Source organism: Oligella ureolytica DSM 18253, assembly GCF_000373745.1.
GTDB lineage: Bacteria > Pseudomonadota > Gammaproteobacteria > Burkholderiales > Burkholderiaceae_B > Oligella > Oligella ureolytica.
Genome location: NZ_KB892284.1, coordinates 16,846 through 34,357, shown reverse-complemented (window position 1 = coordinate 34,357; position 17,512 = coordinate 16,846). Strand labels below are relative to the sequence as shown.

The 17,512-nt window shown below is 45.3% G+C and carries 17 protein-coding genes; 8 read left to right on the top strand and 9 right to left on the bottom strand.

Features of this window, described 5'->3' with window-relative positions; all coding sequences use genetic code 11:
- Positions 1-46: 46 nt before the first annotated feature.
- The 3 genes from B092_RS0102515 to ppk2 all read right to left on the bottom strand — a co-directional run bounded on the left by B092_RS0102515 (position 47) and on the right by ppk2 (position 4,238).
- Complete coding sequence (locus B092_RS0102515; RefSeq protein WP_018573670.1) at positions 47-1,342, bottom strand: mechanosensitive ion channel family protein; 1,296 nt, start codon at positions 1,340-1,342, stop codon at positions 47-49.
- A gap of 99 nt (positions 1,343-1,441) precedes the next feature.
- Positions 1,442-2,794: a glutathione-disulfide reductase gene (gene gorA, locus B092_RS0102510; protein ID WP_018573669.1), complete on the bottom strand. Its 1,353-nt coding sequence runs from the start codon at positions 2,792-2,794 to the stop codon at positions 1,442-1,444.
- A gap of 22 nt (positions 2,795-2,816) precedes the next feature.
- The gene (gene ppk2 / locus B092_RS13500) at positions 2,817-4,238 is read right to left on the bottom strand and encodes a polyphosphate kinase 2 (RefSeq protein ID WP_018573668.1); all 1,422 of its coding nucleotides are present in this window, start codon (positions 4,236-4,238) and stop codon (positions 2,817-2,819) included.
- A 116-nt stretch (positions 4,239-4,354) separates the two neighbouring features.
- Between ppk2 and thiD the strand changes: the two genes are divergently transcribed.
- Both thiD and B092_RS0102495 read left to right on the top strand, forming a co-directional pair.
- Positions 4,355-5,167: a bifunctional hydroxymethylpyrimidine kinase/phosphomethylpyrimidine kinase gene (gene thiD / locus B092_RS0102500; protein ID WP_018573667.1), complete on the top strand. Its 813-nt coding sequence runs from the start codon at positions 4,355-4,357 to the stop codon at positions 5,165-5,167.
- 93 nt (positions 5,168-5,260) lie between these two features.
- The gene (locus tag B092_RS0102495) at positions 5,261-5,938 is read left to right on the top strand and encodes a protein-L-isoaspartate O-methyltransferase family protein (RefSeq protein ID WP_018573666.1); all 678 of its coding nucleotides are present in this window, start codon (positions 5,261-5,263) and stop codon (positions 5,936-5,938) included.
- Between the two features lie 31 nt (positions 5,939-5,969).
- Here B092_RS0102495 and B092_RS0102490 read toward each other — a convergent pair whose 3' ends face one another.
- From B092_RS0102490 to ubiE, 5 genes are all read right to left on the bottom strand, one after another.
- Entirely contained in the window at positions 5,970-6,467 is a 498-nt protein-coding gene (locus B092_RS0102490; RefSeq protein ID WP_018573665.1) for an adenylyltransferase/cytidyltransferase family protein, read from the bottom strand.
- Between the two features lie 6 nt (positions 6,468-6,473).
- On the bottom strand, positions 6,474-8,021 hold the full coding sequence (gene ubiB / locus B092_RS0102485) for a ubiquinone biosynthesis regulatory protein kinase UbiB (RefSeq protein ID WP_018573664.1): 1,548 nt from the start codon (positions 8,019-8,021) through the stop codon (positions 6,474-6,476).
- Positions 8,014-8,664, bottom strand: a complete 651-nt coding sequence (locus B092_RS0102480) for a ubiquinone biosynthesis accessory factor UbiJ (protein WP_018573663.1) — start codon at positions 8,662-8,664, stop codon at positions 8,014-8,016. Before B092_RS0102480 ends, ubiB begins: the two co-directional genes overlap by 8 nt.
- A 113-nt stretch (positions 8,665-8,777) precedes the next feature.
- Positions 8,778-9,830 (bottom strand): Tim44 domain-containing protein, encoded by a 1,053-nt coding sequence (locus B092_RS0102475; RefSeq protein ID WP_018573662.1) that lies wholly within the window; start codon positions 9,828-9,830, stop codon positions 8,778-8,780.
- A gap of 53 nt (positions 9,831-9,883) precedes the next feature.
- Positions 9,884-10,699 (bottom strand): bifunctional demethylmenaquinone methyltransferase/2-methoxy-6-polyprenyl-1,4-benzoquinol methylase UbiE, encoded by an 816-nt coding sequence (ubiE, locus tag B092_RS0102470; RefSeq protein WP_018573661.1) that lies wholly within the window; start codon positions 10,697-10,699, stop codon positions 9,884-9,886.
- 192 nt (positions 10,700-10,891) lie between these two features.
- On the opposite strand from ubiE, the gene phoB reads away from it, so the two are divergent.
- Genes phoB through ilvA form a run of 3 tightly spaced genes read left to right on the top strand, consistent with a single transcriptional unit; the run spans position 10,892 to position 14,513 of the window.
- Positions 10,892-11,584 (top strand): phosphate regulon transcriptional regulator PhoB, encoded by a 693-nt coding sequence (gene phoB, locus B092_RS0102465; protein ID WP_018573660.1) that lies wholly within the window; start codon positions 10,892-10,894, stop codon positions 11,582-11,584.
- A gap of 47 nt (positions 11,585-11,631) precedes the next feature.
- Positions 11,632-12,948 carry a phosphate regulon sensor histidine kinase PhoR gene (gene phoR / locus B092_RS0102460; RefSeq protein WP_018573659.1) on the top strand — a complete coding sequence of 439 codons (1,317 nt, stop codon included), beginning with the start codon at positions 11,632-11,634 and terminating at the stop codon, positions 12,946-12,948.
- A gap of 35 nt (positions 12,949-12,983) precedes the next feature.
- Positions 12,984-14,513: a threonine ammonia-lyase, biosynthetic gene (gene ilvA, locus B092_RS0102455; RefSeq protein ID WP_018573658.1), complete on the top strand. Its 1,530-nt coding sequence runs from the start codon at positions 12,984-12,986 to the stop codon at positions 14,511-14,513.
- An 85-nt stretch (positions 14,514-14,598) separates the two neighbouring features.
- Here the strand turns inward: ilvA and B092_RS0102450 are convergent, their stop codons facing one another.
- Positions 14,599-15,138 carry an adenine phosphoribosyltransferase gene (locus B092_RS0102450; RefSeq protein WP_018573657.1) on the bottom strand — a complete coding sequence of 180 codons (540 nt, stop codon included), beginning with the start codon at positions 15,136-15,138 and terminating at the stop codon, positions 14,599-14,601.
- A 100-nt stretch (positions 15,139-15,238) separates the two neighbouring features.
- On the opposite strand from B092_RS0102450, the gene B092_RS0102445 reads away from it, so the two are divergent.
- Genes B092_RS0102445 through lptC form a run of 3 tightly spaced genes read left to right on the top strand, consistent with a single transcriptional unit; the run spans position 15,239 to position 17,512 of the window.
- Positions 15,239-16,228, top strand: coding sequence for a KpsF/GutQ family sugar-phosphate isomerase (locus tag B092_RS0102445; RefSeq protein WP_018573656.1), 990 nt, complete (start codon positions 15,239-15,241; stop codon positions 16,226-16,228).
- 26 nt (positions 16,229-16,254) lie between these two features.
- Positions 16,255-16,854: a KdsC family phosphatase gene (locus B092_RS0102440; RefSeq protein ID WP_018573655.1), complete on the top strand. Its 600-nt coding sequence runs from the start codon at positions 16,255-16,257 to the stop codon at positions 16,852-16,854.
- A 55-nt stretch (positions 16,855-16,909) separates the two neighbouring features.
- Complete coding sequence (gene lptC / locus B092_RS0102435) at positions 16,910-17,512, top strand: LPS export ABC transporter periplasmic protein LptC (RefSeq protein WP_018573654.1); 603 nt, start codon at positions 16,910-16,912, stop codon at positions 17,510-17,512.

The following is a 17,512-nucleotide window of genomic DNA, read 5'->3' as shown; positions in this document are numbered from 1 at the left end:
AAACGATCTTCAAGCGACTGCTTTAAATATAAAGCATATGATATATCTAGGTGCGATGAGTTTGCTCTGTCGGCTCTTCATCGCGAGTGCGCTGAAATGTCGCCTCGGCAAAAGAACGCCAATCATGACCTGAAGGGGCTTGGAAAACTCGCAAATCAAAAATATGCGCGATGGCAAAAATATGATCAAAGATATCGCTCTGAATTCCCTCATACTCTGCCCAAACGGTCGTATCAGTAAAGCAGTAAACCTCTAACGGTACGCCATGTGGCGTTGCTTCCATCTGTCGCACCATAAGACTCAGGTTCTTATTAATACGCGGATGCTGTTTTAAATATGCCAAGATATACGCTCTAAACGTACCGATATTGGTCATTCTGCGTTGATCCAGAAAACTTGCCAAGCCCGCTACCTGAATGTTTTTATTGTGTTCAGAAATCTCTTTGTTTTTGCTAAGCAAATAGTCAGTCAAGCGACGACTACCACTGACTTCTTGAATTTCTTCCTCGCTAATAAAGCGGATACTGTTAATATCAATAAACACCTGTCGCTTAATACGTCGACCGCCGGCCTCAATCATGCCACCCCAGTTTTTAAACGACTCGGAAATCAGAGCTGAGGTTGGCAGAGTCGTCACGGTTTTATCAAAATTTTGAACCTTGACCGTGGTCAGGCCGATCTCAATGACATCCCCATTGGCATCGTACTTAGGCATTTCTAACCAGTCGCCAACTTTGAGCATATTATTTGTTGATAATTGAATACCCGCGACAAACCCCATAATAGGAGCTTGAAACACCAACATCAACACAGCAGTCATCGCACCGAATCCACTAATAACAATCCCTGGTGACTGACCTAACAAGGTTGAAATAATAAGAATGATGATAATCACTATCAGCACTAATTTAAGAGACTGTTGAAACCCCTGAAGCGGTAGAACTGCTAATTTTTTGTTCCGCTGAGCTAAGCGCCCAAGCACATCAATAAAAGAGGAAACAGCGAATGCGAATAAAACCAATACTAAAATATGGGAAATAATAACAATCAACCGCCGTAACTCATCACCGACATCAAATAAGAGCACACTAAGCTCTCTGAAAAATATCACCACAGTCATGATGTAGGCATATTGCAGTGTTTTTGACTGCCCTAAAATAGGAAAAAAAGTCCCTTTAGCTTTTTGCAAAAGACGTCTAAAACCACGATCAACCACGGTTTTGATGACAAAGTAATACGCAGTCGTCAGTAAGGCAATCCAAAGAATAAAGATAGTCTTAACAATCAATGGATTATCAGCAACGCCAACACTTTCCAGTATTCCCAGAATGCCTTCTCTCATACAAAAAACTCCTCTTCCCTTTGTGGGTTAATTTTGATTCTTAAAAAATTAAAGCTCCAGTTTAACCGGAGCTTTAATTAGAACATTGATTAATTGCGATTATTCTGATACAGGCTGCCGCATCGTAACAAACTCCTCCGCCGCAGTAGGATGAATGCCTATCGTACTGTCAAAGTCAGCCTTGGTCGCACCGGCCTTGATGGCAACGGCAAAACCTTGGGTAATCTCACCGGCATCATCACCAACCATATGTAGACCGACCACTTTATCGCTTGCCTTGTCCACAATCAGCTTCATCAGCGTACGAGCAGTATTGCCACTGAGGGTGTGCTTTAATCCTCTAAATTCAGAGCGGTAAATAACCACTTCTCCAAATTTTTGACGAGCCTCTTCTTCGGTATAACCTACTGTACCGATATTAGGGTGAGTAAACACAGCTGTCGGAATGTAGTCATAACTGAGCTTACGCTTACCCTCGCCGAATAAGTGATCAATCAGCACCATGGCCTCGCCTGTCGCGACAGGTGTTAGCTGAAGACGATCAGTGACATCACCTAAGGCATAAATGGAAGCAACATTAGTACGGTAATTTTTATCGACCTTAATCTCACCCCGTTCTCCTAATTCGATACCAACATTTTTCAAGCCTAGCCCTTCGGTTCTAGGTGATCTACCGGTCGCGTACATCACCGCATCAACCTCGACTGTGTCGCCGCTATTTAATTGAACCTGATAGCAATCACCCACCTTCTGAATGGAAGTCACCTCTGTTTGGACTCGCAAATCAACGCCTGCCTTAACCATTTCATCGCTGATGTGCTTACGTATATCTTGATCAAAACCGCGCAGCACCTGCTCACCGCGATAAATCAATGCCACCTCAGAGCCTAAGCCATTAAAAATAGAGGCGAACTCACAGGCGATATACCCACCGCCAACAATCAGGAAGCGCTTAGGAAAAGGATCCAAATCAAACACTTCATTGGAGGTAATGATAAACTCTTTCCCCGGCACATCAGGAACACTAGGCCAACCACCCGGAGCAACTAAAATATACTTAGCTGTATATTGCTTGCCATCCACCTCGACCGTATTAGCATCAACAATGCTGGCCCATCCACGGATCAGTTCGGCACCTGAGTTTTTAATTAAATTATCATAGATGCCATTTAAGCGAGCAATCTCTTGGGCGCGATTCTTTTTAAGTGTGTCCCAATCTAAGGTTCTCTCACCAACTGACCAACCATAGCCGGCAGCATCACTAAAGGCCTCATTAAACTGAGCGGCGTAGCTATACAGCTTTTTTGGAATACAACCGACGTTGACACATGTTCCGCCTAAGTCCTTGGTTTCTGCAACAGCCACTTTAGCGCCGGCTTGGGCGGCAAAGCGCGACGCCCTAACACCGCCGCTACCGGCACCAATGACAAAAAGATCATATTGATATTCCATAAAAATTCCTTCTTCCTTCTTTTTAAATACCTTGTCGATCGATATGAGCGGAGTCATTTTCACCTAACTCATAGATTACGTTAGCATGACCTACCAACAATCGATCTATTTTCCCTACCGTTTGAATATCCTTATTAGCATAATCAAAACGGCTCAACACATAACGCATCGCGTTTAAACGGGCTCGTTTTTTACAATTGGACTTAACCACCGTCCATGGCGCCTCACTCGTATCCGTGTAATGAAACATCGCTTCCTTAGCATCGGTATAATCATCCCATTTATCTAAGGAAGCCAGATCGATAGGTGAGAGCTTCCACTGCTTAAGCGGATGCGTTTGACGCTGCTTAAAGCGTCGCAATTGCTCATCACGGCTAACTGAAAACCAGAATTTAATTAGATGGATCCCACTCTTGACTAAATTACGCTCAAATTCAGGTACTTGACGAATAAAATCATCATACTCTTCATCAGTACAAAAGCCCATAACACGCTCAACGCCCGCACGGTTATACCAAGAACGATCGAACAATACAATCTCACCCTTGGTTGGAAAATGCTCTACATAGCGTTGAAAATACCACTGCCCCTGCTCTCTTTCGGTTGGTTTTTGGAGCGCCACAACACGAGCATAACGCGGGTTCAGATGCTCCATAAATCGCTTAATTGTACCGCCCTTGCCGGCCGCATCACGCCCCTCAAAAATAATGATCACGCGCTGGCCGGTTTCCTGTACCCATGACTGCAGCTTTAATAATTCAACCTGAAGATCGTATTTTCGGTACTCATAATTACGGCGTGACATCAAATACTTATAAGGGTAGACGCCCTCTTCTGTGTAATTATCAACCAACTCCTGATCGTAGTGAGATGATTTGCGCGCCTCTAAACGACGCCGCTCCAATCGCATAATGTGCAATAAGCTCCGGCGCTCATCATCAGATAACTCCTCTGCCAGCTCCTTAAACAACAAAGCGAGAACCTCTTGCTGCTCTTCTTTAGAGGCAGAAAGTCTTTTGGCGATTAACTCAGCAATCACCAGAGTCTTATGATCTAACTTGGCATCAATCCGATCTTTGACATGGAGCTCCCGAGTTTCCTCTAAACTCTCACCATAGAGAGTATCTCCCTGCATGACTTCAATGAGACTATCCAGCTCATCAAGACTGTCTTGCAATTGATTTTTTCTGGTGAGCAGTACCTCTTTAAGATCCTCTGCCGAGGACTCAGCCTTTACGCTCTCGTTCTGAGCTGCCTGAAGTCTCGACAAAAGTATCGTTGGTATAGACTCCATGTCGTTAGATGGTACGCCCTTTAGATTGTTTTTTGACCCCATAAAATCAGAGGCCACGATGCTATCTGCGGTAGTCTCACCACTAGATTCTGAACTAACATCAGCAATCGATGCGAATAAATTCTGCTCGGAGGTTTTATTTCTACCCATCTCTGTGCCTGTCTCTGACGTGATAAGATTTAGATTAATGTGATATTTTAGCTTATACTAAGCTGCTATTGAGATAACCATTACATCATTTTAATAAGACAAAAAAATTACCCTATATGACACAACGCACTTTATCTATTGCCGGTATTGATCCTTCTGGCGGTGCCGGCGTATTAGCCGACGTTAAAACGATGACAGTACTTGGCACCTATGCCTGCGGTGTGGTTGCCGCGCTCACTGCACAAAGCACTCAAGGTGTCACAGGTGTCATGCCGATTACTCCAGAGTTTGTTCGCCTACAGTTAAAAACCTTATTTGATGATGTACAAATTGATGCGATCAAATTAGGTATGCTAGGTGAAAGTCCGGTTATCGAAGCCGTTGCCGAGGAACTGGCGAATCACCATGGGCATCGTCATTGTATTTTAGATCCTGTGATGATCGCTAAAGGCGGTAGCCCCCTATTGCCTGACGCTTCAATCCCCGCCTTAATTGAAGCGCTCATTCCACAGGCCAATATGATTACTCCCAACCTACCGGAAGCGGCGATACTCACTGAGCAATCCACCCCGGAAACTCTTAAACAGATGTATCCAATAGCAGAAAAGCTGCATAAGCTATTTAACCATACAGATGAGCGTTGGGTTTTACTCAAAGGTGGCCATTTACCTAATAGCGAATTGGTCGACCTGTTATTTAATGGCGACCGGATGATTGAACTGCCTAATCCTCGAATCAATACCAAAAACACCCATGGCACGGGTTGCACCTATTCAGCTGCTATCTGCGCCTTGGTTACTCGTGATGATGATATCGTCAAAGCCACCAAAGACGCCAAAGCCTATTTAATCAAAGCAATTGAGCGTTCGGGTGAGATGCAGGTTGGCTCAGGACACGGCCCATTGCATCATTTCCATCCATGGTATTAAATACTGAGTTTTAATCTTTTATAAGCGTTAAAATTAGTGCAGTATTTAAATTTATTGCTAGTCCATTACAATTTTTTATGATAGAGAGTCAGCATGAATAAGCCTATCAGTTCACTTGAGCTTAGCCGCTTCAACATGGTTGAGCAGCAAATTCGTCCCTGTGGTGTTTTAGACAAGAAAGTACTTGGCGTTCTACTTCAATTAGACCGTACGCGTTTTATGAGTCCTACGTATCACAATATCGCCTTTGCCGATTTGGAAGTGCCAATTGAGATTGACGGTCAAACGACCGGTGAGACGATGCTCTGCCCTAAGTACGAAGCACTATTTGCTCAAGAGCTCGACCTTAAGCCTGAAGACTCTGTCTTAGAAATCGGCACCGGCAGTGGCTTCCAAGCGGCCATTTTAAGTCACCTCTGTGCTCAGGTGCACAGTATTGAAATCGACTCCAAAATCGCTGCACAAGCACAGAAGAATCTTCGCCAAGCCGGTATTACCAATGTTCAGGTAGAGGTCGGTGACGGTCGCTCAGGTTGGGGCAATAATGAGTTTAACGCCATCGTGGTAACCGGATCCGTACCGAGCGTAGAGGACTCTTTAAAATACCAACTAGCGATTGGCGGCCGCTTAGTGATTACCGTTGGTCAAGCACCCATGATGCGCGTTTACTGCATTACTCGCACCGATGCAGCCACGTTTGAAGAAAAATCAGTGATTGAAACCTACATCAAACCTTTGCGTGGTTCTGTTTCCTCTAACTTTAAGTTCTAGGGTTATAAATAAGCTAAAAATGCCGATGTTATTATCGGCATTTTTCTTCGCTACGAATTTTATTGACAAGGGCGGTGGTTGAGCGCTCATACTCAAAAGGTATGGCCACCGCCTTACCACCCCAACTTTCTACTAAGGCCGTTTCGGGTAGTAGATGCATTTGATAATCCCCGCCTTTAACAATCAAGTCCGGCTTTAGCTGGTTGATCACATCATAGGGCGTATCTTCAGCAAAACTTGTCACCGCGGTTGTACTACTCAACGCAGCGAGTATCGCTTGCCTGTCTTCGCAGCGATTTAAAGGCCTATCATCCCCCTTGCCCAAGCGCCTAACAGAGTCATCTGTATTGACCGCGACAATTAAGCTAGCGCCTAATTGAGCCGCTTGAGCCAAATAACTGGCATGACCTCGATGTAAAATATCAAAAACCCCATTAGTAAAAACAAGTGGTCGCTTAATGGCACCACTTTCTAATAGGGTCAAACAATCCTCAACGCTCAGGATTTTATCTTCAAAACAAATCGTCATCTCAATTTATCTCCAGTAAATCAATGCCAGCATAGCAATAAGCAATTGAGAAATAGTCATCACATAGAGCAATGAACGGCTTCGTCGATGAGAACGCCTTAGCTCTCTAAGCTCCTTAGAAATCAAATCCAAATGACTATGTTGATGTAAAGAGTTATGCATCAGTCGAGGAACTTCCGGTAGCAGCTGCGCCCAATGAACAGACTCTTTTTTCAGCTTTTCTATCACGCCCTTAGGACCTATTCGCTGATACATCCAACGCTCTAGAAATGGCTTTGCCGTTTTCCATAAATCCAAGTCCGGATCTAACTGACGCCCCATCCCTTCAACATTTAATAAGGTTTTTTGTAGCAAAACTAATTGTGGTTGAATTTCAACATTAAAGCGTCTGGAGGTTTGGAATAAACGCATCAATACCGCACCCAAAGAAATCTCAGCTAATGGCAAGTCAAAATAGGGCTCGCACACCGAGCGTACTGCTGCCTCTAACTCCTCCTCACGGGTCTCTTGAGGCACCCAACCTGACTCAATATGCAATTGCGCCACACGACGGTAATCTCGCCTAAAAAAGGCTAAGAAGTTTTGTGCCAAATAATTTTTATCAACCTCAGACAAGGTACCGACAATGCCGAAGTCCAACGCAGCATAACGCCCCTTAGGATCAATGTCCTGCGTGACCAATATATTGCCCGGATGCATATCAGCATGGAAAAAACCATCTTCAAACACCTGAGTAAAGAAAATCTCTACCCCTTCACGAGCCAACTTCTTAATGTCCATCCCAAGCTCATCCAGTCGCTCCATCTGATTAATAGGCACCCCATCAATCCATTCCATAGTAAAGACGAGACTGCTGCTCAAAGACCAATAAACCTCGGGAACCTTGAGTAGATTCTCACGACCTTCTAATTCAAAATTACGTCGTAACTGGCTGCAATTGGCCGCTTCAATTTGTAGATCCAACTCATCATGCAGGTACTTATCAAATTCTGCTACCACCTCTTTAGGACGCAAACGTCGACCGTCCGGCAAAAGCCAATGTACGATAGAAGCGACCGAGCGCATCAGCGCTAAATCACTCTCAATGGTTTTAATAATATTAGGACGAAGAATTTTAACGGCAACCTGCTTACCATCATGAGTCAAGGCACGGTGCACCTGCGCAACTGAGGCAGAGGCGACCGGCTCATAATTAAACTCAGCATAGAGCTCAGTCAGTGGCTTACGTAGACTTTTCTCGACAATGGCGACGGCCTCATCAGAGGGAAACGGAGGCACACGGTCTTGCAGGAAAACAAGCTCACGTGCAATATCTAACGGCACAATATCCGGTCGCGTCGATAGTACCTGACCAAACTTCACATAGATAGGTCCAAGACTTTCCAATGCCTTTCTAAGACGCACCCCACGCGGTGCTTGATATCTTTTTTTTCTACTAAATACTTTTAAAATACGGCGCATAAACGGACGCTGAGGCATCGCGTCAATCAGCAACTCCTCTAAACCGTATTTATACATAGCAAAGAGAACGATGAACACTCTAAATCTAAACATTTTTGGTCCCCATAGGATCACGCTTAGCGATAGAGTTAAGCTCCTTTTCCAACACGGCTACCCGCTGATTTAAGTCATCCAGAGTTCGACCTAAATCATTAACATGCACCTTGGCAATGAGCACTTCTTGCTCATAACTCAAGAGATCCGCCCCCGTGCGCAAGATACTATCTGCACTCTCTCGGCTTTTTTCCATCACTAAGCGCTCTGTTCTTAATAGGTGAGCAGTAATGACCGGACCAAATAAATTAGCTAAATAATAATGCCTATCCCAACGCAATTCTCTCGCTAAATCAGACACTAAATTAGCCAAACCTGCTTCGCCTTCGATATGTACATAAGACATAAAACGCTTAACATCTAAGCCATTGGCAGCAATTCCGCCACTACTCAATTCTTTAAGAATCGCCGGCACCTGCTCCGGGGCTAAAGTAACCGTCACATTGGGCACAACATCTGAGCTATTCAAATCCACCGTACCATCATGATTAAAAGCCAACGTCAATGCCGTCATTGGCAATTGAAACCTTACCATTTTGCCGGCATGCTGCTGCGTACGCTCTCTTGCCCAAGGCTCTTGCTTAAGAAGAGAGTTTAAAAGGCGCACAAAAATTTGCTTTGGATGAAAAAGGGAAGACAACATAAAAATCCCAGTAGGATAACAAAAAAGATAGTTTAGCTGATTAGCCCATTAAAATGGAAAAGGCTTCTTAAAAAAGAAGCCTTTGAAATGATTATTCGCAGTAAAAGAGTAAATTAGGATTGATAGCCTTCAGGGATTTGTTGGATACCTGCTAACAACCAACCGCTATCTGCTGTTTTGTAGAGATTCCAAACCTCTTCAAAGCGGAAAGCCTCTTGACCCGCTTCCTCACGCAGCATACCGGAGAAGCGTACACTGGCTAAATGACCACCGGCAACCTGCTCCATACCGAGTAATTCGGCATTGAGTAACACCACCTCTGTCGAATGACCGTCTTGGCCGGTCTTTTCAAGGATCTGAGGAGTTAGCTCGCTCACCAAGTCATCGGTTAAGTAATCCTTAAGCTGCTCAACATCACCCTTGTCCCACAAAGCTTGGATATGTATAAACTGCTGTTTAGCCACGGTTAGGAAAGTCGTCGTATCAAAGCCTTCGGGTACGTACCATGAAGGATCTATTGGCTGGGCTGCTGCGCTTTGAGCAACCTCGGTCTCAGTAGAAAAAGACTGCTGAGCGCTTGGATGACGATCAAATACGCCACCGGCAGAGCGCTGAACCGGTTCTGCCTGCGCTTGATTCTGCTGATCGTGGTCATGGCGCTGTCGGTTTGTATAAAAATCCTGTGCCTGATGACGCTGACCGCCAAACGCACCTTGAGTTGCCGGTTTAGCTTGTCCACCGCGTAAACGACGTACGATAAACACAATACCAAAGACAATAATTGCTATTAAAACGGCACTAGATAAGAACTCTAACAAAGCACCGCTTAAACCTAACTGAGAAAGCAACGCCATAATACCTAAGCCCGCAGCAATACCGGCAATCGGACCTAAGAAGCGAGACATACCAGAACGCTGAGCAGTCGCTCCCGCCGTAGCACCTCGATTTGCCGTAGCTTGGTTCGCGTTAGGCGTAGCATTTTGCTGATTTGCTCTTGGAGCTTGTGCAGGGGCACGTTTTTTCATGACATTAGAGGACTGGCGACCAAAGCTTGAGCCGCCTCCCATACGACGCGCTTCAGCATCGTCTATGGTGAGTCCGAGCGTAACAAAAGTCGAAACGACGATAGTCAAAACGGCTATAAGGCGAGAAAAATGTTTACGCATGTAAATTGACCTTTAAAAATTTATAATCCTACTGATTAGACAGAGCAAAACCACTAAAGTTTTAATCCCTCATGTAAGGCTACCACGCCCGCTGTAAGATTGTTGTAAGTTACACGATCAAAACCAACATTTCTCATCATCTCTGCCAAGGTTTCTTGATCCGGATGCATGCGAATGGACTCCGCTAAGTAGTTATAACTTTCGGCGTCATTAGCCACGTACTTACCTAGAACGGGTAGGACATTAAAAGAATATAAATCATAAATTGGCGCCAGTGGTTTGTAAACCTTGGAAAACTCTAATACCAGCAAACGCCCACCCGGTCGTAAGACACGATACATTTCAGCCAAGGCCTGCTCTTTGTGTGTCATATTGCGCAAACCAAAAGCAACCGTTACTAAATCAAAGCGATCATCCTCAAAAGGCAAATACTCTGCGTTACAGACCACTGACGGTAATAAATAGCCCTTGTCCAGCAAACGGTCTCGACCTACCGCCAGCATAGAACTGTTAATATCCGTATGCCAAACCTCACCACTTTGACCGACACGTTTGGCAAAGGCTAACGCTAAATCACCGGTACCGCTGGCAATATCTAATACCCTCATGCCCTCACGTAGCCGCGCTTTACCAATCGTGAACTGCTTCCAAACACGATGCAAACCGCCGGACATCAAGTCATTCATAATGTCATACTTACTTGCGACTGAGTGAAACACTTCTGCCACTCGCCCCTCTTTTTCGTCCTCACTGACGGTGCGATAGCCAAAATGTGTTTTTGCTTTTTCAGCTGCTTTTATCTGATCTAAAGAATCCTCAGCAACCCCTTGATTTAATGGGCTTTCGGTGGATTTATTTTGTGTTTCCATGATAATCTTTCCGTGATGTCACAAACATGTCATATTTAATCGTTATGATTGGAACTTGTGCTATCAATGTCATCAGACTGCTGTGTGCCACTTATATAAGTAAACCCAACTTCATGTCGGGACACAGACAAAATGCATTGATAAAATTTTATCGATAATAACGAATAACTAACTTTAACATTTTACTTCATTATGGCAAGTACAATTCTAGTAGTTGAAGACGAACCGGCAATTCAAGAGTTGATTGCGGTCAATTTAAGCTTCGCAGGCCACAAGGTTCTGCGCGCGGATGATGCAGAGCAAGCCAGAGTCTTGATTGATGCTGAGCTGCCCGACCTTATTTTGCTTGACTGGATGCTACCCGGTCTTTCCGGCTTACAAATGGCGCGCCAATTAAGAAGTGACGAGCGCACAAAAGAAGTACCTATTATTATGCTGACCGCCAAAGGTGAAGAGACGGACAAAGTCGAAGGGCTCGAAAGCGGTGCTGACGACTATATCACCAAGCCCTTTTCTCCTAAAGAGCTGATGGCACGTATCAAGGCTGTATTACGTCGCCGAGCCCCACAACTGACTGACGATGAAATTGAAATTAACAGGCTCCGCTTAGACCCAGTATCACACCGAGTGAGTGGCAATGAGTCTGATATTGCCTTAGGCCCAACCGAATTCCGCCTATTACACTTCTTCATGACGCACCCGGAGCGGGTTTATACTCGCAACCAATTACTGGATCAAGTATGGGGCGATCATGTATTTTTAGAAGAACGCACGGTGGACGTACATATTCGCCGCCTACGCAAAGCGTTAGAAGCGACTCAACACGACGTTATGGTTGAAACAGTGAGAGGCAGTGGCTATCGATTTACTGCAAAAATAAAGTAAACTCAAGGTAAACTTAGCTTTACTTTATCTTCGCTCTGGGAACTCTGATGCGTTTTAAATCGCGGCTTATCCTATTTATTTTAATCACTATCGTCTGTATCGTCTGTCAAGTACATTTAGGGATAAGCTGGGCAGTCTACCCATATGCTACCTGTATTTTAGGTTTTATTTTATTAGACCGCAAAAGATTCAATCAAACCATTAGGTGGTCACATACGCCTACTGAACCACCGCCTCCCAGTCTTGGGATTTACGAAGATATCGTCCATCCGATATATCGTCATTTCCGCCAACAAACTCGCTACATTGAGAATCTGGAAAACACCAGCTGCACCATTTTATCAGCGGCTCAAGCGCTGCCCTCCGCGGCGATTACCCTAACACCCGAGTTTCATATCGAATGGGCTAATAAATTAGCGGTTAAAATTCTTGGTATTGATGTCAGTCGAGATATCGGCTTTAACCTTTTTAATATTGTCCGTTTCCCGGAATTTTATCAATACGCTCAAAGTGGTCAATGGAATGAGCCTTTGATATTAGAGTCCACCCAAGACAATAAAAATATCATTCTGCGCTTTGAATTAACTCGTCACTCAACGCGTGGTTTTTTATTACTCTGCCAAGATATTACGCATTTAGAAAAGTTGCGGACAGCACAACAAGATTTCGTTGCCAATGTCTCCCATGAGCTTCGCACACCACTGACCGTTCTTATCGGTTTTTTAGAAACGATCAATGAGCTACCACCGGAAGCACTTAACCAAGAGCAGCTCGATCAATACGGCGCACTGATGCGAGAGCAAGCCCATCGTATGCAAGCGATTGTCTCTGACCTACTCACTCTATCAACCTTGGAGTCGAGCCAGTTAAGTGGTGGCGAGCCGATTGTTTTAAATTCATTAATAAAAGTTGCTGCCAGACAAGCTGAGACACTATCCAATGAGCAGCATCACTTTAACTATGACATTGACACTCAGCTCAAAGTCTTTGGCAATCAAACTGAATTACTCTCAGCGATCACCAACCTTATAACCAACGCAGTCCGCTACACCCCCGCCGGCGAAACAATCAATGTACGCTGGAAACTCAACCCTAACGGCAACGCCGTCTTTAGCGTACAAGACACTGGCTTGGGTATTGCACCACAAGATATCCCAAGGCTAACCGAGCGATTTTACCGAGTTGACAAAAGTCGCTCACGCGCATCGGGCGGCACAGGCTTAGGCTTAGCTATCACTAAGCACATTGTCCATCGCCACAATGCCCAGCTCAAAATTGAGAGTGCACTGCACAAAGGCAGCACCTTCAGTATTATTTTTCCTAAAGATGTGATAATCTCAAGTGCTTATCCAACGAAACTTTAGCACCTTTACAACTCTTTATAAGTTATAAGCACAACATGGCTGTCGACAACTATCTTAAACGCATTCTCACGTCCAAAGTGTATGACGTGGCTGATAAAACACCTTTAGAAAAAGCAACCATTCTCTCTACTCGTTTAAACAACAGTATTTTGTTAAAGCGTGAAGATACACAATCGGTGTTTAGTTTTAAGATACGCGGTGCTTATAATAAAATGGCTAACCTGCCTAAAGAAGCGTTGGAGCGAGGTGTTATCGCTGCTTCTGCGGGCAATCACGCTCAAGGGGTCGCTTTCTCAGCACGCAAACTAGGTTGTAGAGCAGTGATTGTGATGCCGGTATCCACCCCTGATGTTAAGGTCAATGCGGTTAAACGCTTTGGCGGTGAAGTGGTTCTGCATGGCGACAGTTATTCTGATGCCTATGCGCACTCTGTCGAACTACAAAAGCAGGAAGGACTTACCTTTGTCCACCCCTTTGATGATCCGGATGTGATTGCCGGTCAGGGCACAGTGGCAATGGAAATTCTCCAGCAGCATCCAAATGACATTGATGCTATTTTTGTCCCCATTGGTGGCGGTGGTTTAATCGCCGGTGTTGCTGCCTATGTCAAAGCACTGAAACCGCAAATCAAGGTTATCGGCGTACAGACTGAAGATTCCTGCGCCATGCTAAAAAGTGTACAACGCAACCGTCGTGTTAATTTACCTGAAGTCGGTTTATTTTCTGATGGTACTGCAGTCAAGCAGGTAGGCGAAGAAACCTTCAAACTGACCAAGCTTCATGTCGATGAGTTTATCACCGTTTCTACAGATGAGGTCTGCGCAGCAATTAAAGACGTCTTCCAAGATACGCGCAATATTTTAGAGCCCTCAGGTGCTTTAGCCCTAGCAGGAACCAAAAAATATATCCAGCAATACAAAGCACAAAACTGCACCTTTGTGGCAATTAGCAGCGGCGCCAATATGAACTTTGATCGCTTACGCTTTGTCGCTGAACGTGCCGATGTCGGTGAAGCCACCGAAGCGCTCCTGGCGGTCACGATTCCCGAAGAGAGAGGAAGTTTCAGAGCGCTTTGTGAAGCCTTGGGCAACCGCTCGGTGACCGAGTTTAATTATCGTATTTCAGATGCTAAAGAAGCCCATCTTTTCTTAGGTGTCGCTATTCAAGATGCCGGCGAAATTGACACCCTCCATACGACACTTCAAAAGGTAGGCTTTGGTGTCCATGACCTAACCAAAAACAGCTTAGCTAAAACGCACCTACGCTATATGGTTGGTGGTCATTCGCCCCTCGCTGTTAATGAGCAACTGCTTCGATTTGAGTTTCCTGAGAAGCCCGGCGCTTTAAGAAGCTTCCTCTATCAAATGAACCCTGACTGGAATATCAGTCTATTCCACTATCGTAACAACGGTGGTGATTCAGGTCATGTCTTGGTCGGTATTCAGGTGGCGGATAGCAATAAAAAGCTATTGAAGGAGTTTCTCTCAAACCTAGGCTATCCATACATTGATGAGACGAATAACCCGGGTTATAAGTGGTTCTTAGGCAACCATCAAAATGGCTAATTGCCGGCTACTTCAAACACATCTAGTATCGATGATACAGATCGAGAGACAAGCTAGGGCAGACTATTTACCGTCTGCCTGACACTCAAAACTGACAGACGCTAAACACATTTAAGCCCTCTTTTTCCAGGGCTTTAGAGCCGCCTAAATCAGGTAAATCTACAATGGCGACGGCTTCAACCACATTAGCGCCTAAGCGCTGCAACAAGCGACTGGCAGCAAGCATTGTACCGCCGGTAGCAATTAAATCGTCTACCAACAGCACACGTTGGCCGGGACGTAGCGCATCGGTATGAATTTCAACCGAGGACATGCCATACTCCAACTCATAATCCTCGATTAAGGTGTCAAAAGGTAATTTACCTTTTTTGCGGACCGGTACAAAACCAAGATTTAACTCATAGGCCAGCACACTACCAACGATAAAACCGCGCGCATCAACACCAGCCACCAGGTCAACACGTGTACGCATGTAGCGGTAGACAAAAATATCAATGAGCGAGCGGAAACAGACGGGATCCTGAAGGACCGGTGTAATATCTCTAAAAGTAACACCTGGCTCAGGCCAGTCGGGGATATTACGAATCGTGTTGAGAACACGCTTTCGGGGGTCTGTGATGGTCATTTCTTGCGAAACCTTTAACAATGAAAACACAGCTTTTCATTATAACGATTAAACAATTAAAGGACTGCATTAGTCTCTTTCCTAACGTATAATTTTGTTTATGGACAACAATAAAAGCTTTAATTCGACAGCTATCTTGGCGAGCGGCCAGCGGACTATTTTTGCTGAAGCCGATGCCTTAAATCAACTCGGCCATCGTTTGGCTGATGATTTCGTCGATGCTGCACAACTGATTCTTAATTGCCCCGGCCGTATCGTAGTGATGGGTCTTGGTAAGTCAGGACATATCGGTCGCAAGATTGCAGCCACGCTGGCATCAACCGGGACACCTGCTTTTTTTGTGCATTCAGCAGAAGCTTTGCATGGCGATCTCGGCATGGTGACCGGTAATGACCTCGTATTAGCCATTTCCTATTCAGGGCAAAGTCTTGAATTTTCAACCATATTACCCGTTGTTAAAAGACTCGGCACTAAAATCATTGCCATATCAGGCAGCAGCACGTCTGATTTAGCCAAGCTCTGTGATGTTTTTTTAGACGGCTCTATCCAACGTGAAGCCTGCCCATTAAACCTCGCCCCAACAACGAGCACGACAGTCGCTTTAGCCTTGGGTGATGCCTTGGCAATCGCCTGTCTCGAAGCCAGAGAGTTTGCCGCCAGTGACTTTGCCCTCTCTCACCCCGGCGGTGCGCTTGGTCGACGCCTACTGACCCATGTCCAAGATGTGATGCGCAGTGGCGATGCCCTGCCCGTCGTTTCTCCGGAGCTCCTATTACCCGAGGTCTTAGAGGTTATGAGTGCCAAAAAACTAGGCATGACCATCATTAGCAACGACCAAAACGAGCCCATTGGCATTTTTACTGACGGCGACTTACGTCGTTTAATTACCCAACAAGGTGATATACGTCACCTCAAAATTAAAGATGTCATGAGCTTACACCCTAAAACCATTCATTTTCGCGCCATGGCAGTCGATGCGGCCACCCTTATGGAGCAGAACAAGCTAAGCCAAATCGTTGTCGTTGATGACGCTAAGCACTTGATTGGCGCATTACACATGCACGACTTAATGACTGCCAAAGTCATTTAATTTTGTGTCACAAAAAAGATATGACTATGATTAACACACGTATTTTGCACCCAGTCGAATCATTAATACTTTCTAAAATCCCGGATTTTGTCAAAGAAAGAGCACGCGATATTGAACTCGTAGTTTTTGATGTCGATGGTGTTCTGACTGATGGCAGTCTTTATTACTCCGCTAACGGCGAAAGCCAGAAGTGCTTTCACGCCCTCGATGGTCATGGCATGAAAATGTTAATCCAAAGCGGCATTCAAGTAGCGATGATGACAGGTCGCCAAAGTGAAATTACCAATAGACGCGCAGCTGAACTGGGCATCCCTCACTTGCTGCAAAACGTACGCAATAAAAGACAGGCACTCACAGAGCTGTGTCAAGAACTGAATATCGAGCTCAATCAAGTTGCTTTTATTGGTGATGATCTTATCGATCTTGCGGTGATGCAACGGGTAGGTTTAGCCCTATCTGTGCCCAATGCTCCTATTTATATACAACAAGCAGCGCATTGGGTGAGTCAGCTAGCCGGCGGTCAAGGCGGCGCTCGCGAGCATTGTGATATGATTTTGGCAAGTCAGGGCTTGCTGGGCCCGCTATTATCCCACGACAGTCCAATTCAAGGGGAAGTGATTCAATAAACTAACTAAACAACTGAACATCAACAGCGATTGACCGCACTAACGAGGACCCACAATGAAAGACCGCCTGCCTGCTTTGATAGCACTCATGATGCTACTCGCCCTCGTAGGAATTACTTGGTGGGCGGCTGACTATGCAGAACGCGCCTTCCCTGTGGAACAGGAAATTGCCGTATCTGAGGAGCCCGACACATGGTCAGGCCCTTTTATTATGCTGCAAAGTGACGAAAAAGGTGTACCGGTCACACGCCTAGACGGTACACAGCTAAGGCACTACCCGCATGATGGCTCCTATCAAATTGATCAACCGGAACTAATCAGCCAACGCCCTGATTCACCGCGAGTCATCGCTTCCTCCGACATCGCCTACGCCTATAATGACATTACACTGGTCCATATGGTCGGCAATGCACATGCTCATCGCTTCGAGACACCTCAAAATAGCGCGCTGGACATCACCAGTGAAAAGCTGATCGTTCACCCGGAAGAGGATATTCTCGAAACCGACCAACCAGCTGTCGTAATTCAAGGGGATTCTCGCTTAATTGGCGACGGAATGAAATACAATAACAACACTAGAAAGCTGGATGTGTATGCTAATAGCGGTGTACGTATTGCGCCCAAAGATATGCCCAGCTCAAACAACACGTCGGACTAA

Bases quoted from the DNA above. Each gene is read 5' to 3' on its own strand.
- B092_RS0102515 (WP_018573670.1), bottom strand. From the start codon at position 1,342: ATGAGAGAAGGCATTCTGGGAATACTGGAAAGTGTTGGCGTTGCTGAT.
- gorA (WP_018573669.1), bottom strand. From the start codon at position 2,794: ATGGAATATCAATATGATCTTTTTGTCATTGGTGCCGGTAGCGGCGGT.
- ppk2 (WP_018573668.1), bottom strand. From the start codon at position 4,238: ATGGGTAGAAATAAAACCTCCGAGCAGAATTTATTCGCATCGATTGCT.
- thiD (WP_018573667.1), top strand. From the start codon at position 4,355: ATGACACAACGCACTTTATCTATTGCCGGTATTGATCCTTCTGGCGGT.
- B092_RS0102495 (WP_018573666.1), top strand. From the start codon at position 5,261: ATGAATAAGCCTATCAGTTCACTTGAGCTTAGCCGCTTCAACATGGTT.
- B092_RS0102490 (WP_018573665.1), bottom strand. From the start codon at position 6,467: ATGACGATTTGTTTTGAAGATAAAATCCTGAGCGTTGAGGATTGTTTG.
- ubiB (WP_018573664.1), bottom strand. From the start codon at position 8,021: ATGTTTAGATTTAGAGTGTTCATCGTTCTCTTTGCTATGTATAAATAC.
- B092_RS0102480 (WP_018573663.1), bottom strand. From the start codon at position 8,664: ATGTTGTCTTCCCTTTTTCATCCAAAGCAAATTTTTGTGCGCCTTTTA.
- B092_RS0102475 (WP_018573662.1), bottom strand. From the start codon at position 9,830: ATGCGTAAACATTTTTCTCGCCTTATAGCCGTTTTGACTATCGTCGTT.
- ubiE (WP_018573661.1), bottom strand. From the start codon at position 10,699: ATGGAAACACAAAATAAATCCACCGAAAGCCCATTAAATCAAGGGGTT.
- phoB (WP_018573660.1), top strand. From the start codon at position 10,892: ATGGCAAGTACAATTCTAGTAGTTGAAGACGAACCGGCAATTCAAGAG.
- phoR (WP_018573659.1), top strand. From the start codon at position 11,632: ATGCGTTTTAAATCGCGGCTTATCCTATTTATTTTAATCACTATCGTC.
- ilvA (WP_018573658.1), top strand. From the start codon at position 12,984: ATGGCTGTCGACAACTATCTTAAACGCATTCTCACGTCCAAAGTGTAT.
- B092_RS0102450 (WP_018573657.1), bottom strand. From the start codon at position 15,138: ATGACCATCACAGACCCCCGAAAGCGTGTTCTCAACACGATTCGTAAT.
- B092_RS0102445 (WP_018573656.1), top strand. From the start codon at position 15,239: ATGGACAACAATAAAAGCTTTAATTCGACAGCTATCTTGGCGAGCGGC.
- B092_RS0102440 (WP_018573655.1), top strand. From the start codon at position 16,255: ATGATTAACACACGTATTTTGCACCCAGTCGAATCATTAATACTTTCT.
- lptC (WP_018573654.1), top strand. From the start codon at position 16,910: ATGAAAGACCGCCTGCCTGCTTTGATAGCACTCATGATGCTACTCGCC.